The following is a 14,618-nucleotide window of genomic DNA, read 5'->3' as shown; positions in this document are numbered from 1 at the left end:
TCGTCACGACACCACGTCCTTGCGCGCGAACCCCCGGAACGCCAGCGCGCACAGCACCAGCGCATACGCCACCGAGACCGCCGAGCCCTGGATCATCCCGGACCATTCCCACCCGGGCTGCAGCGCGTCCGCCCAGGAGTACTGCCAGTGGGCGGGCAGCGCCTCGCGCCAGCTGCCCAGGGCGGTGACCTGGTCGAGGACATTGCCGACGATGGTCAGCCCGACGGCGCCGCCGACCGCGCCCAGCGGCGCGTCGGTCACCGTCGAGAGCCAGAACGCCAGGGCCGCGGTGACCAGCTGGCTGACGAAGAGGTAGCCGACCACGACCGCCAGGTGCCACAGCGCCTCCGGCGCGGACAGCGCGCCGCCGGCGGGCAGTTGCAGCGGGCCCCAGCCGTACGCCGCGGTGCCCACGCCCAGCGCCACCAGCGGCAGCAGCAGCATCGCGGCGGCGCTGAACAGCAGCCCGACGGTGAGCTTGCTCAGCAGCAGCCGGGCCCGTGGGACCGGCGCGGCCAGCAGATAACGCAGCGAGGACCAGCTCGCCTCGGACGCGACCGTGTCACCGCAGAACAGGGCCACCGGGACCACCAGCACAAAGCCCGCGGAGACGAACAGGGCGGTGGCGGCGAAGTTGGCGCCGGAGGCGGTGGCGGTGTCCATCAGGGTGATCCGGCCGTTGCCGCGGCCGTGCGGGTCACCGCCGATCGCGAACGCCGCCACCAGCACGAACGGCAGCAGCGTCAGGACGGCGGCGATCACCAGGGTGCGGCGCCGCCGCAGCTGGCGGCGGGCCTCGACGCGCAGCGGGAGGGTGCGGCGCGGACGGTAGCCCGGCGCCCGCGCCGTGGCGTGCGCGGTCATCGGTCACCTCCGATCAGGGTGAGGAAGGCGTCCTCCAGGCGGCGGTGCGGGCCGATGCGGTCCACCGCGACCTCCAGCCGGAGCAGTTCGGTGAGCAGCCCGGTGGTGGTCAGGCCGCCGCCCAGCCGCACGAGCAGGCCCCCCTCCGCGCGCACCGCCGAGACCACCCCCGGCAGCGCGGCCACCTTCTCCACCACGGCGTCGCCGACCGCTTCCGCGGCGCCGACCAGCACGGTGTCACCGGAGCCGGTGATCTCGGCGACCGGGCCGGACCGCACCAGCCGCCCGCGGTCCATCACGACCAGGTGCGTACAGCTCTGTTCGACCTCGGACAGCAGATGGCTGGAGACGATGATGGTGCGTCCGGCAGCGGCGTAGCGGATCAGCACCTCGCGCATCGCACGGATCTGCGGCGGGTCGAGCCCGTTGGTCGGCTCGTCGAGGATCAGCAGATCCGGCAGCCCGAGCATGGCCTGGGCGATCGCGAGCCGCTGCCGCATGCCCTGGGAGTAGGTGCGGACGGCGCGCTGCAGGGCGTCGCCGAGGCCGGCGATCTCCAGTGCCTCGTCGAGGTGCGCGTCGGCGGTGGGCCGGCCGGTGGCCTGCCAGTACAGCTCCAGGTTGGCGCGGCCGGACAGATGCGGCAGGAAACCGGCACCCTCGACGAACGCCCCGACCCGGGACAGCACCCCGGCGCCCGGCCGGACGGCGTGCCCGAAGACCCGGATCTCCCCCTCGTCGGGCCTGATCAGCCCCATCAGCATGCGCAGGGTGGTGGTCTTGCCGGCGCCGTTGGGCCCCAGCAGGCCGAGCACCTGCCCCTTCTCGGCACGCAGGCTCAGATCCTGGACGGCATATCCCGCCGCGGACTTGGCGTAGCGCTTGCTCAGGCCGCTGATCTGCAGCGGGACCTCGGCGAGCGCCGGATCGGGGGCGGGCACCGCGGCCTTGCGGCGGGCGGTGAGCAGCAGCAGCGCGGCCACCGCCGCGGCCGCGGCGGGCAGCTGCCAGGTCCAGGCGGGCAGCGGGGCGGCCGCGCTGCGCACCCGGGGCGCGGTGGGGACGTTCAGGGCGCCGCCCTGCAGCGAGACGTGGTAAGTGGCGGGTTCGGCCGGTGAGGCATAGCCGAGGTCGGTGGCGGCGAGCACCAGCCGCAGGCGGTGGCCGGCCGCGAGTTCGTGGTCGACGGCGGGCAGGTGCAGCCGCACGGCCTTGCCGTCGTGGGCGTCCTTGATGCGGTAGGGCGTGACCAGCTGGGAGGGCAGGACCTGGCGGCGGCCGTCCGGGGCGACGTCGTAGACCTTGGCGAAGAACACCGCGTCCCGGGAGCTGGACCGCACGTGGACGGTGGCGGTGGGGCTGCCGGTGAGGTGGAGGGGGGTGCGCAGCGGCGCCGAGGCGAAGACGGCGTACTGGCCGGGGAAGTCCACGGACAGCCCGCCGGCGCCCAGCGAGGAGAGGTTGCCGAGCGCGCCGACACCGGGCACCGCGGAGATCGCGGGCGGTCCGGCGCCGGCCGGGTTGCTGAAGGCCTGGGGGCGGCCCGCGAGGCGGACCCGCCGGGGATCGTTCTCCAGGCCGGGGTAGCTGCCCCCGCTCGCACCGCGCAGCCGCACCGCGCCGTTGGTGGAGTCCACTCCCCCGGTGCGGCTGATCCGGAACGCGGGCCCGGTGGCGGCGTGCCGCTCGCCCTTCAGATAGCGGTCGAACCAGTCCTTGGTACGGGCCTCCAGGCGGCCGAGCTCCCGGTCGCCGCCGTCGTGCCCGCCGGCGATCCAGTCGACGCCGACCGGGGCGCCGTTCTTGCGGATCGCCCGCTGCAGGGCGTCGGCCTGGCCGAGCGGGAACAGCGAATCGGTCTGGCCCTGCATGATCAGCGTCGGCACCTTGATGCGGTCGCCGACGGCGGCGGGGCTGCGGGACTCCAGGAGCCGGCGGGCCGCCTCGTCCGGTCTGCCCTTCTCGGCGACCCGCTCGTACGTCCGGCACAGCTCCGGCTCGAACCGGACGCAGCCGCCGGGTGCCGAGGGCGCGGCGGTCGGTGAGCCGGTGGTGCCCGCGGGGCCGGTGGTGAAGAAGATGCCCGCCCACAGCTTCTTGAAGACCCCGTGGGGGAAGAGGGCGTCGGCGAGGTTCCAGTAGGTGATCTGCGGGGCGATGGCGTCGACGCGCCGGTCGTAGCCGGCCGCCAGCAGCGAGATCGCGCCGCCGTAGGAGCCGCCGGCGACGCCCACCCGGGGGTCGCCGGCCTTGTCGAGCCGGACTTCGGGGCGCCGGGCCAGCCAGTCGATCAGCCGGCGGACGTCGGCGACCTCGCCGTGCGGGTCGTTGAGCCCGATCTTGCCGGTGGACCTGCCGAAGCCGCGCGCCGACCAGGTCAGGACGGCGTAGCCGTCCCGGGCCAGCTTCTCGGCCTGGGGGCGGAGGGTGTCCTTGGTGGCGCCGAAGCCGTGGGCGAGCAGGACGGCGGGCCGCCGCCGCGCGGCGCTCCCCGCGGTGAAGAAGGAGGTGTCGATCCGCACCTCCTTCTTGCTGCCCGGCCGGTCCGGCATCGTCATCACCCGGTCCGCGCGGTGGACGGCGGGCGCGGCGTCCGAGGGGGCGGCCGCCGCCCAGGTGCCGCCTCCCATGAGGACGGCCAGCGCGGCCGCGGCGGCGTACCGGCGCCGGCCGCGCGGTCTGAGGCCTCGCAGATCCATACCGTGAATCCTAGGTAGGGGCCGCTGCGGGCGGCCGGTACCCCGGGCCGGCCCCCGCGGCCTGCCCGGGGAGTAGGGTTCGCGCCTTCGTACCGCGGCTGCGGCCCCGTGACTGCGGCCCCGTGACTGCGGCCCCGTGGCTGCGGCCCCGTGGCTGTGGCCCCGTGGAAGAGGCGCGCCGTCCGCCCGTCAGTACTGCGGCGGCCCGAACCCGCCCTGCGGGGCCGGCGGGGTGCCCGGCGGCATCGGCGGGGCACCGGGCGGCGGCAGCGGCGGACCGCTGACCGGGGGCACCGGGCCGGCGGGCGGCTGCCAGGCCGGCGGGCCGGGCGGCGGGGCCTGCGGTCCGGCCGGCGGCACAGAACCCGGCGCGGCGAACTGCAGGCCCGGTGCCGGCGCGAACCAGGCGGGGGCGACCGGCTCGCCACGGACCGTCAAGGCGAGCAGCGCCGCCGAGCCGAACAGGTCGAGCAGCAGCCCGATGTCCCCGATGACGCTCAGGCCCGGCGTGGAAGCACTCATCTCGAAGAGGGTGCCGTGGCCGGCCAGCGCGATCACCGTCACCAGGGCGCCGGGCAGCGCCACGACCGCCAGCCCGGAGGCCAGCCCGCGGGCCGCCGGGCCGCGCGTCAGGCTGCTCAGCGCGGCCACCGCGGTCAGTACGAGGAAGACCAGGGCGGACCAGCCGGGAGCCATGCTCAGCAGCGCGCTGAGGATGCCCTTGCCGAGGTAGAACATGTCGAGGGTGCCGGTGCCGCCCTGCACCAGCATGTAGACCTGCCAGACCAGGTTCCACAGCACCATCACGCCGAGCAGCGCACCGGCCGCCGGGCCGGCCGTCCGCGCCGGGCGCTTCGGCGGGTCCGTGGGGGTACGGCGCGGCCAGGCGCGCATACCGGCGAGCAGCACGACGCAGGCGGCGAAGGCCAGCAGGAACAGGCACACGCTGCTGAGGAAGACGCTTTCGAAAGGCGCGGCGTCGATGTCGGCGTGCAGGTACCAGCGGTTGTCGCTGGTGTGCAGGCCGGTGCTGAGGGCGGCCTGCGTCGCGGTGGCGAAGGTGACCGTGGTGGCGACGGCCAGCAGTCCGCCGGCCACCCGCCGCCCGGCGAAGGCCGCGAGCGCCGCCGCCAACTGGACCGCGGCGAGGCCGAGGTGGAAGGGCGTGGTGGCCTGGTTCAGGCCGGCACGTTGCCGGGCCCAGGCCTGCCACAGGCCGTCGAGGCCGAACTCGCTGACGTCCGCGGCCAGCCAGTAGGCCGTGAACAGGAAGAACAACAGGCAGAAAACTCCGCCGGTGATACGGGCGCCCTTGGCGAGCGCCATGGATTGCGGCATTTCGTCCCCCGGTTGTGTCGATGCGCGGCGAGGGAGCACGGTAGCAACGCCGATATGACGGACCCCCTACCGGTGGGGGCCGGCAGGGGGTCCGTCGGAACGTCCGTCGGAACGTCCCTCAGTGGTTGCTGGGGAAGCCCAGGTTGATACCGCCGTCGGACGGGTCGGGCCAGCGGGTGGTGACGACCTTGCCGCGGGTGTAGAAGTGCACCCCGTCGTTGCCGTAGATGTGGTGGTCGCCGAAGAGCGAGTCCTTCCAGCCGCCGAAGGAGTGGTAGCCCACCGGCACCGGGATCGGCACGTTCACGCCGACCATGCCGGCCTCGACCTCCATCTGGAAGCGGCGGGCCGCGCCGCCGTCCCGGGTGAAGATCGCGGTGCCGTTGCCCCACGGCGAGTTGTTCATCAGCGCGATGGCCTCGTCGTAGGTCTCGACGCGGACCACGGACAGCACCGGGCCGAAGATCTCGTCACGGTAGGCGTCCATCCCGGGCGTGACGTGGTCCAGCAGGGACACCCCGACCCAGTGGCCGTCCTCGTAGCCCTCGACGGTGTAGCCGGTGCCGTCGATCACGACGTCCGCGCCCTGGGCCGCGGCGCCGGAGACGTACGAGGCGACCTTGTCGCGGTGGGCCTTGGTGATCAGCGGGCCCATCTCGGAGGCCGGGTCGTCGCCGGGGCCGATCCGCAGCTTGTCCGCGCGCTCCTTGATCTTGCCGATCAGCGGGTCCGCGGTCTCGCCGACGGCCACCACGACGGAGATCGCCATGCAGCGCTCCCCGGCCGAGCCGTACGCCGCGTTGATCGCGGAGTCGGCGGCCAGGTCGAGGTCGGCGTCCGGCAGGACCAGCATGTGGTTCTTGGCGCCGCCCAGCGCCTGGACGCGCTTGCCGTTGGCGGTACCGGTGGTGTGGATGTAGCGGGCGATGGGGGTGGAGCCGACGAAGGAGACCGCGGCGATGTCCGGGTGCTCCAGGATGGCGTCGACGGCCACCTTGTCGCCGTTGACGACGTTCAGCACCCCGTCGGGCAGCCCCGCCTCGGCGGCCAGCTCGGCGAGCTTGAACGCGGCACTGGGCACCTTCTCGCTCGGCTTGAGGACGAAGGTGTTACCGCAGGCGACGGCGATCGGGAACATCCACATCGGCACCATCGCCGGGAAGTTGAACGGCGTGATGCCGGCGACCACACCGAGCGACTGGCGGATCGCCGCCACATCCACCCGGGTGGAGACCTGCGTGGACAGCTCGCCCTTCAGCTTCTCGGGGATGCCGCAGGCCAGCTCGATGATCTCCAGACCGCGGGCGACCTCGCCGAGCGCGTCGGAGTGCACCTTGCCGTGCTCGGCGGTGATCAGCCGGGCGATCTCCTCGCGATGCGCGTCGACCAGCTCGCGGTACTTGAACAGCACCGAGGTGCGCTTGGCCAGGGAGCTGCTGCCCCAGGTCCGGAAGGCTTCCTTGGCCGCGCTCACCGCGGCGTCGACCTCGTCGGCCGAGGCGAAGGCGACCTGCTTCTCCTGGGCACCGGTGGCCGGGTTGTAGACCGGACCGAAGTTGCCGGAGACGCCCTCGACGGGCTTACCGCCGATCCAGTGGCTGAGGGTCTTCATGCGGAGGGCCTTTCTGGGTGACGACTTCGAGCGGGAGTCAGAGGTGGCGGCGGCGCCCGGCGGTGTGCCGGTCGTACGCCTCCCGGGCAGCCACCGCCGCCGGACGTGTCGCGGTCTCGGCAACAGGCACATCCCACCAGGCCTGAGCCTCGGGCGCGCCCGGCACAGTGTCAGCCGTTTCGGTCTCGACATAGACACATGTGGGCCGGTTCGCGCCACGCGCCTCGGCCAGCGCGGCACGCAGCTCACCGACGGTGGCCGCCCGCAGCACCTGCATGCCCAGCGAGGCGGCGTTGGCCGCGAGATCGACCGGCAGCGGCGCACCGGTGTACGTGCCGTCCGCGGCGCGGAAGCGGTAGTCGGTGCCGAAGCGCTCACCGCCGGTGGCCTGGGACAGCCCGCCGATCGAGGCATAGCCGTGGTTCTGGACGAGGACGACGTTGATGTGGATGCCCTCCTGGACCGCGGTGACCAGTTCGGTGGGGTTCATCAGATACGTACCGTCGCCGACCAGCGCCCACACCGGCCGGTCGGGGGCGGCGAGCCGGACGCCGATCGCGGCCGGGATCTCATAGCCCATGCAGGAGTAGCCGTACTCCAGGTGGTACTGCCTGCGGGACCGGGCACGCCAGAGTTTGTGCAGGTCACCGGGGAGAGAACCGGCCGCGTTGATGATCACGTCGGTGTCGCCGACCACGGCGTCCAGCGCGCCCAGGACCTGGGTCTGCGAGGGCCGCACCGACGGGTCGGCGGCCCCGTACGCGGCGTCCACCCGCCGCTCCCAGCCGGCCTTCGCCTCCCGGTAGGCGGCCTCGTACTCCGCGTCGACCCGCTCGCCGGACAGCTCCTTCGCCAGCGCCTCCAGACCGGCGCGGGCGTCGGCGACCAGGGAGAGCCCGCCGAGCTTGTGGGCGTCGAAGGACGCGATGTTGAGGTTGACGAAGCGGACACCGGGCGCGGCGAACAGGGTCGACGAGGCGGTGGTGAAGTCCGTGTAACGGGTGCCGACGCCGAGGACCACATCGGACTCGCGGGCGAGGGCGTCGGCGGTGGCGGTGCCGGTGTGGCCGATGCCGCCCACGTCGGCGGGGTGGTCGTGGCGCAGCGACCCCTTGCCGGCCTGAGTGGACGCGACCGGGATGCCGGTGGCGTCGGCGAACGCGCACAGCGCGTCCTCGGCCTCGCTGTGGTGGACCCCGCCGCCCGCGATGACCAAGGGCCGGCGGGCGCCGCGCAGGGCCCGTACGGCCTCGGCGAGGGCGTCGGCGTCGGGGGCGGGCCTCGGGACGCGCCACACCCGGTCGGCGAAGAACTCCTCCGGCCAGTCGTACGCCTCGGCCTGCACGTCCTGCGGCAGCGCGAGGGTGACGGCGCCGGTGTCGACGGGGTCGGCGAGCACCCGCATGGCCTGCAGGGCCGCGGGGATCAGCGCCTCGGGCCGGGTGACCCGGTCGAAGTAGCGGGAGACCGGGCGCAGCGCGTCATTGACCGAGACATCACCGGCGGAGGGCACTTCGAGCTGCTGGAGGACGGGGTCGGCGGGCCGGGTGGCGAAGGTGTCGCCGGGCAGCAGCAGGACCGGGAGGCGGTTGACGGTGGCGAGCGCGGCGCCGGTGACGAGGTTGGTGGCGCCGGGGCCGATGGAGGTGGTGACGGCCTGCGCGCCGAGCCGGTCGCGCTGCCGGGCGTAGCCGACCGCGGCATGCACCATGGCCTGCTCGTTGCGGCCCTGGAGGTACGGCAGCACCGGGCGTTGGGGGGTTGTCCCCTGGTGGGACGCAGCCCCCGATTCCAGCAGCGCCTGCCCGAGGCCGGCGACATTGCCGTGGCCGAAGATGCCCCAGCAGGCGTTGATCAGGCGGTGCCGGCGGCCGTCCCGCTCGGTGTACTGGTGGGCCAGGAACTCGACCAGGGCCTGCGCGACCGTCAGCCGGCGGGTCGTCGGAGCATTCATCGGGCGTCTCCTGTGGGCGCTTCGTAGAGGGGGAGGCGGGGGTCGACGGGCTGAGCGGGCCAGGTGGAGCGGATCCAGCCGTGGTCGGGGTGATCGCGGATCAGCCACTCACGGGTCTCGCCGGGCCCGGCCATCACATTGAGGTAGTACAGGGCGTGGCCGGGCGCCGCGATCGACGGCCCGTGCCAGCCGTCGGGGATCAGGACCGCGTCACCGCTGCGCACCTCGGCCAGCACGTCGGTGCCGCGGCCGTGCCCCGAAGGGGTGACGCGCTGGTAGCCGACGCCTTCGGTGCCGTGCGCGGACTCGACCTCGAAGTAGTAGATCTCCTCCAGTTCGGACTCCTCGCCGGGGCGGCACTCGTCGTGCTTGTGCGGCGGGTAGGACGACCAGTTGCCGCCGGGGGTGAGCACTTCCACCGCGATGAGCCGGTCGCACTCGAAGGTGCCCGCGGCGCCGAAGTTGTTGACCTGGCGGGAGCAGTTGCCGGTGCCGCGCAGCTCGACGGGGACGTCACGGGCGGCACCGTAGCGGGCGGGCAGACGGCGCTCGCAGCGGGCGCCGGTGAGCGCGAAACGGCCGCCGGCGCCGCTCGCGATCCGCACATGGGCGTCACGCGGCACGTACGCGAAGTCGGTGACCCCGCTGAACACGCTCTCCCGGCCGGTCAGTTCGAACATCTCACCGGTCTCACCGGCCTTGCTGGTCTCACCGGCCTCACCGGCCCTGCTGGTCTCACCGGTCTCACCGCTGCCGGTCAGCACCGTGCAGCCTCCGGACAGCGGCAGCACGATCCATTCGCTGTCGCCGGTGGCGAAGGAGTGGTGGCCACCGGGCGGCAGGTCGAGGACGCGCAGCGAGGAGTAGCCCCAGCCCGCCCGCTCCGGATCGATGTCCAGCGCATACGGGCCGTCGGCCGCCGCTGTGGCCTTCAGGTGGAATTCAGTGCTCATATATCGAGTCTCCTGCGGAAATCGCGGTGTTCACAGCAGGCCTTCGGTGGTGTTCACGGTCTTCACCGCCGGCCCACGGCGGTGGTCACATCCGGCCGGTGGCGGTCACATCCGGCCGGTGGCGGTGGTCACAGCAGGCCCACGGCGGTGTCCACGGCGGCCGCGACATCGCCGTCGGCCGGGTAGAGCAGGGAGCGGCCGACGACCAGGCCCTGCACCGTCGGCAGCCGCAGCGCCTTGCGCCACTTCTCGTAGGCGGCTTCCTGGTCCCGGACGGTGCTGCCGATGTCGCCGCCGAGCAGCACCGTCGGCAGCGTGGTGGTCTCGCAGACCCGGGCCATGGCGTCGGGGTCGTCGGTGACCGGCAGCTTCAGCCAGGTGTAGGCGGAGGTGCCGCCGAGGCCGGAGGCGATGGCCACCGAGCGGGTGACGGCCTCGGCGCTGAGGTCGTTGCGGACCGCGCCTTCTATTCGGGAGGAGAGGAACGGCTCCACGAAGACGGGGAGTTGCCGCTCGGCCATCGCGTCGATGGCACGGGCGGTGGTCTCCAGGGTGGTCAGCGAACCGGGGTCGCTGTAGTCGATGCGCAGCAGCAGTTTGCCGGCGTCGAAACGGAGCCGGGCGAGGTCCTGGGGGCGGTGCCCGGTGAACCGGTCGTCCATCTCGAAGGCGGCACCCGCGATACCGCCGCGGTTCATCGAGCCCATCACGACCTTCCCCTCGAGGGCCCCGATCAGCAGCAGGTCCTCCAGGATGTCGGCGGTGGCGAGCACCCCGTCCACACCGGGCCGGGACAGCGCAAGGACCAGGCGTTCGAGCAGATCGAGACGGTTGGCCATGGCGAGCTGCCGGTCTCCGACGGCGAGCGCTCCGCGGGCCGGGTGATCGGCCGCGACGATCATCAGCCGGCCGCTGTCGCCGATGAGCGGACGACGGGTGCGGCGGGCGGCGGCCTCCGCGACGGCTTCGGGGTGCCGGGCCCGCAGCGTCGCGAGGTCACTGATCCGAGGATTCAAGGCTCAACTCACCTTCTTGAGTGCACAGGTGGGGCGGGGACGGCTGCGGGGGCGGCCCCGGGGTGACGGGGTGGGCGGCCCGGCCCCGGGGGGACGGGGGTAGGCGGGCCCAGGGCGACGGGGGTGGGTGCGGCCGCAGGGGTGGCAGGGACGAAGGCGGCCACAGGGGTCACCGCCCCGCGAGGAACGCGTCGACCTCGTCGGCCGTGGGCATCGCGGACGAACAGGCGAGACGGGAGGCGACGATCGCGCCGGCGGCGTTGGCGTAGCGCATCATCGGCTCCAGGTCCCACCCGGCCAGGAGGCCGTGGCAGAGCGAGCCGCCGAAGGAGTCGCCGGCGCCGAGGCCGTTGACGACCTCGACGGGGGTCGGCGGGACCTCGGCGGTACGGCCGTCCCGGTGCACGGCGAGCACACCCTTGGGGCCCTGCTTGATGACGGCGAGCTCGACACCCATGTCCAGCAGCGCCTGGGCGCAGGCCTTGGGGTCGCGCAGTCCGGTGGCGACCTCGGCCTCGTCGACATTGCCGACCGCCACCGTGGCGTACCGCAGGGCGGCCTCGTAATGCGGGCGGGCGGTGGCCATCGCCGCGGCGCCGCTCGCGCCGCCGTCCCCGGAGGCGCCGCCCTCGCCGCCCCAGAACATCGGGCGCCAGTCGAGGTCGAACACGGTGGCCCCCGTCCTGGCGCGGGCCTCCAGCGCGGCGAGGGTGGCACTGCGGCTGGGCTCCTCGCACAGCCCCGTGCCGGTGACCCAGAAGATCCGGGCGCCCACGATCGCGTCCTGGTCCAGTTCCTCGGGGCGGATGACCAGGTCGGGGGCCTTGGGGCGGCGGTAGAAGTAGAGCGGGAAGTCGTCCGGCGGGAAGATCTCGCAGAAGGTGACCGGGGTCGGATAGGCGTCGACGGGGGTCACCCAGCGGTCGTCCACACCGAAGTCGCGCAGCGCCTGATGGACGTAGTCGCCGAACGGGTCACTTCCGGTGCGGCTGATGACCGCGCTCCGCCGGCCGAGCCGGGCCGCGGCGACCGCCACATTGGTGGCCGAGCCACCGAGGAACTTCCCGAACGTCTCCACCTGCGCCAGCGGCACACCGGTCTGCAGCGGGTAGATGTCGACTCCGATGCGGCCCATGGTGATCAGGTCGTACGGCTCGGTCATGTGCGCCCCTTCGGGTCGGCCGGCGCGGCGGATTCGGCGGGTTCGGCTCTGAGGAAAGGTCTAACGGGGAGAGTCAGACCCTGTCAACAATTTGTCCTTACATACTGACGTTGAAGGGAGGTCTCGGGCCGGGGCCCCGAAGGGCCGGCCGGGGCACCGAAGGGGAGTGCCGGGCCGAAAAGAGCGGAGACCGACCCGCCCGGAACACCCCCGAGGTAATCCGGGAGGCAATCCGGAGCACCACGGAACGCCAGGGGCGCCGCCGAGCGCCGACCGGGGCACCGCGGGGCGCCGACCGGGGCGCCAGCCGACGCGCCGCGGGAACACCAGCCGACGCACCGCGGGAACACCGACCGAGGCGCCAGCCGACGCGCCGCGGGAACACCAGCCGACGCACCGCGGGAACACCGACCGAGGCGCCAGCCGACGCGCCGCGGGAACACCAGCCGACGCACCGCGGGAACACCGACCGAGGCGCCGGGGGAACACCATCCGGGGCGCCGCGGAAACACCCTCCGGGACGCCTGGGTGTACCAACTGGAGCCGTCAAAGTCCTTAAGTCCTAATGTCAGGACGAAGTCTTGACACTCCCCGGGGCGGCAGAGAGGCTGTGCCCCACGACCCACCCCAGCGCCTCCCGGTCACCGCCGACCGGCGAGAGGAGAGCCGCAGCATGTCCGTTCCCCATGCCGCCCCGCCCGTCCTGGACCGCCTTCGCGTCGGTTCCGCACCCGACTCATGGGGAGTCTGGTTCCCCGACGACGACCAGCAGGTGCCCTGGCAGCGCTTCCTGGACGAGGTCGCCGAAGCCGGCTACGAGTGGATCGAGCTCGGCCCGTACGGCTACCTGCCCACCGACCCCGCCGTCCTGCGCGACGAGATCACCCGCCGCGGCCTGCAGGTCTCGGCCGGCACGATCTTCACCTCGCTGCACCACGGCCCGTCCGTATGGGACAAGACCTGGGCGCACGTCTCCGAGGTCGCCACCCTCACCCAGGCGATGGGCGCGGGACACCTCGTCGTCATCCCGTCCTTCTGGCGGGACGACAAGACCGCCGAGGAGATCGAGCCGCGCGAGCTGACCGCGGAGCAGTGGAAGCACCTGACCACCGGCATGGAGCGGCTGGGCAAGCGCGTACGGGACGAGTTCGGGCTGGACATCGTCGTCCACCCGCACGCCGACACCCATATCGACACCGAGGAACACGTCGAGCGGTTCCTGCACGCCACCGACTCCGGCCTGGTCAACCTCTGCCTGGACACCGGCCATTACGCCTACTGCGGCGGCGACAGCGTCAAGCTGATCCGCACCTACGGCGAGCGGATCGGCTACCTCCACCTCAAGCAGGTCGACCCGGACATCCTCGGCGAGGTAGTCGCCAACGGCACCCCGTTCGGCCCGGCCGTCAAGCAGGGCGTGATGTGCGAGCCGCCGCTCGGCGTGCCCGCCCTGCCGCCCGTCCTGCAGGCCGCCCAGGAACTGGATGTCGACCTCTTCGCCATCGTCGAGCAGGACATGTACCCCTGCCCGCCCGACCAGCCGTTCCCCATCGCCGAGCGCACCCGCCGTTTCCTGCGCTCCTGCGGCGCCTGAACCACCCGCTACAGCGGGGCCGTGCACACCTCACGACCCCGCGCCGCCCCGAGGCCGTGCGCTACCTCACGACCGCGCGCCGCCCCGAGGCCGCGCGCCACCCCTGCGCCGCACACCGCTTCAAGGCCGTGCGCCCCTCCAAGGCGGCACGCCGCCCGCAGCTCGGGCGGCTCGAGGCGTGCGCCCTGTACAGCTATGCCTCGTGCAGGCACGTCTCGCGCAGGTACGTCTCGCATGCGTATGCCTCACGACCGCCTCCTCACACCCCGGCAACGATTACGGAGAGTAATCAGTTCCCAGCGTACATCACACTCTGTAGCACGTAAGGAAACGTAAGGACTTGAGGACGACATGACTTCGCACGAAACGCTCGGCGTGGCCGTCATCGGCACCGGCCGGATGGGTGCCGACCACGTACGCCGGATCAATGAGGTGATCAGCGGTGCCCGGGTGGCGGCCGTGGTCGACATCGACGCGGACCGCGTCAAGCACCTCGCCGACGGCATCGACGGGTGCACCCCCTACACCGACCCGGCCGCCGCCATGGACAACCCCGCGGTGGACGCCGTACTGATCGCCTCGCCGGGACCCGCGCACGAGGCGACGCTGCTGGAGGCCTTCGCGCGCGATCTGCCCGTGCTGTGCGAGAAGCCGCTGACGCCGGACGCGGCCTCCGCGCTGCGCGTCCTGGAGGCCGAGCAGGCGCTGGGGCACCGCCGCGTCCAAGTCGGCTTCATGCGCCGTTACGACGCCGACTACCGCACCCTCAAGTCCCTTCTGGAGCAGGGCACTTACGGTCGCCCGCTGATGCTCCACAACAAGCACCGCAACGCCGACACCCCGCCCGGCTTCACCAACGCGATGATGATCAACGACTCGGTGGTGCATGAGATCGATGTGACCCGCTGGCTCCTGGAGGAGGAGATCACCGCGGTCCGGGTGCTGCGCCCGACGCCCACCGGCAACGCACCGGAAGGCCTCAGCGACCCGCAGCTGGTCCTCTTCGAGACCGCGGGCGGCCAGGTCGTGGACACCGAAATCTTCGTCAACTGCGGTTTCGGCTACCAGGTCAGCTGCGAGGCGGTCTGCGAGGGCGGCACTGCCAGGATCGGCGACGACCACGGAGTGTTCAGCAACATCTCGGGCCACTGGGGTGGCACCATCCCCCCTGGTTTCGTGGAGCGCTTCGAGGAGGCCTACGACCGGCAGGTGCAGCGCTGGGTGAACGCCACCCGGCGCGGCGAGGTCGAGGGCCCCAGCTGCTGGGACGGCTACGCCGCGGCCGCCGTGTGCGAGGCGGGCGTACGGGCCCAGACCACCGGCGAGCGGGTGACCGTCGACCTGATCGAGCGGCCGTCGCTGTACCGCTAGTGGCCGTCGCCGTACCGCCACCCCACCGAAAGGCCCCGCACCACCGAAAGGCCCC

The 14,618-nt window shown here is 72.9% G+C and carries 10 protein-coding genes; 2 read left to right on the top strand and 8 right to left on the bottom strand.

Translation table 11 applies throughout. The features are described from left to right. Positions 1-3: 3 nt before the first annotated feature. The 8 genes from ABZ851_RS05490 to iolC all read right to left on the bottom strand — a co-directional run bounded on the left by ABZ851_RS05490 (position 4) and on the right by iolC (position 11,598). Positions 4-864 (bottom strand): ABC transporter permease, encoded by an 861-nt coding sequence (locus ABZ851_RS05490; RefSeq protein WP_361122506.1) that lies wholly within the window; start codon positions 862-864, stop codon positions 4-6. Then, positions 861-3,563 (bottom strand): alpha/beta fold hydrolase, encoded by a 2,703-nt coding sequence (locus tag ABZ851_RS05485; protein ID WP_361122503.1) that lies wholly within the window; start codon positions 3,561-3,563, stop codon positions 861-863. The genes ABZ851_RS05490 and ABZ851_RS05485 overlap by 4 nt, the downstream gene beginning before the upstream one ends. A 189-nt stretch (positions 3,564-3,752) precedes the next feature. Continuing rightward, positions 3,753-4,901, bottom strand: a complete 1,149-nt coding sequence (locus ABZ851_RS05480) for a hypothetical protein (protein ID WP_361122500.1) — start codon at positions 4,899-4,901, stop codon at positions 3,753-3,755. Positions 4,902-5,019: 118 nt separating this feature from the next. Beyond that, entirely contained in the window at positions 5,020-6,513 is a 1,494-nt protein-coding gene (locus tag ABZ851_RS05475; protein ID WP_361122497.1) for a CoA-acylating methylmalonate-semialdehyde dehydrogenase, read from the bottom strand. Between the two features lie 37 nt (positions 6,514-6,550). Beyond that, positions 6,551-8,467, bottom strand: coding sequence for a 3D-(3,5/4)-trihydroxycyclohexane-1,2-dione acylhydrolase (decyclizing) (iolD, locus tag ABZ851_RS05470; protein ID WP_361122495.1), 1,917 nt, complete (start codon positions 8,465-8,467; stop codon positions 6,551-6,553). After that, positions 8,464-9,420: a 5-deoxy-glucuronate isomerase gene (gene iolB, locus ABZ851_RS05465; RefSeq protein WP_361122492.1), complete on the bottom strand. Its 957-nt coding sequence runs from the start codon at positions 9,418-9,420 to the stop codon at positions 8,464-8,466. The genes iolD and iolB overlap by 4 nt, the downstream gene beginning before the upstream one ends. 128 nt (positions 9,421-9,548) lie before the next feature. Next, positions 9,549-10,436, bottom strand: a complete 888-nt coding sequence (locus tag ABZ851_RS05460; RefSeq protein ID WP_361122489.1) for a deoxyribose-phosphate aldolase — start codon at positions 10,434-10,436, stop codon at positions 9,549-9,551. A 169-nt stretch (positions 10,437-10,605) separates the two neighbouring features. After that, complete coding sequence (iolC, locus tag ABZ851_RS05455) at positions 10,606-11,598, bottom strand: 5-dehydro-2-deoxygluconokinase (RefSeq protein ID WP_361122486.1); 993 nt, start codon at positions 11,596-11,598, stop codon at positions 10,606-10,608. Positions 11,599-12,271: 673 nt separating this feature from the next. Between iolC and ABZ851_RS05450 the strand changes: the two genes are divergently transcribed. Continuing rightward, positions 12,272-13,192, top strand: coding sequence for a sugar phosphate isomerase/epimerase (locus ABZ851_RS05450; RefSeq protein WP_361122483.1), 921 nt, complete (start codon positions 12,272-12,274; stop codon positions 13,190-13,192). Between the two features lie 351 nt (positions 13,193-13,543). Continuing rightward, positions 13,544-14,563 (top strand): Gfo/Idh/MocA family oxidoreductase, encoded by a 1,020-nt coding sequence (locus tag ABZ851_RS05445; protein WP_361122480.1) that lies wholly within the window; start codon positions 13,544-13,546, stop codon positions 14,561-14,563. Positions 14,564-14,618 lie beyond the last annotated feature (55 nt).

Source organism: Streptomyces sp. NPDC047049 (genome assembly GCF_040643995.1).
GTDB classification, from domain to species: Bacteria; Actinomycetota; Actinomycetes; order Streptomycetales; family Streptomycetaceae; genus Streptomyces; species Streptomyces mooreae.
This window is presented reverse-complemented; position numbering and strand designations above follow the sequence as displayed.

Excerpts from the sequence above, each read along its gene's own strand:
- ABZ851_RS05490 (WP_361122506.1), bottom strand. The coding sequence starts at position 864 with ATGACCGCGCACGCCACGGCGCGGGCGCCGGGCTACCGTCCGCGCCGC.
- ABZ851_RS05450 (WP_361122483.1), top strand. The coding sequence starts at position 12,272 with ATGTCCGTTCCCCATGCCGCCCCGCCCGTCCTGGACCGCCTTCGCGTC.
- ABZ851_RS05485 (WP_361122503.1), bottom strand. The coding sequence starts at position 3,563 with ATGGATCTGCGAGGCCTCAGACCGCGCGGCCGGCGCCGGTACGCCGCC.
- ABZ851_RS05475 (WP_361122497.1), bottom strand. The coding sequence starts at position 6,513 with ATGAAGACCCTCAGCCACTGGATCGGCGGTAAGCCCGTCGAGGGCGTC.
- ABZ851_RS05445 (WP_361122480.1), top strand. The coding sequence starts at position 13,544 with ATGACTTCGCACGAAACGCTCGGCGTGGCCGTCATCGGCACCGGCCGG.
- ABZ851_RS05480 (WP_361122500.1), bottom strand. The coding sequence starts at position 4,901 with ATGCCGCAATCCATGGCGCTCGCCAAGGGCGCCCGTATCACCGGCGGA.
- iolB (WP_361122492.1), bottom strand. The coding sequence starts at position 9,420 with ATGAGCACTGAATTCCACCTGAAGGCCACAGCGGCGGCCGACGGCCCG.
- iolD (WP_361122495.1), bottom strand. The coding sequence starts at position 8,467 with ATGAATGCTCCGACGACCCGCCGGCTGACGGTCGCGCAGGCCCTGGTC.
- iolC (WP_361122486.1), bottom strand. The coding sequence starts at position 11,598 with ATGACCGAGCCGTACGACCTGATCACCATGGGCCGCATCGGAGTCGAC.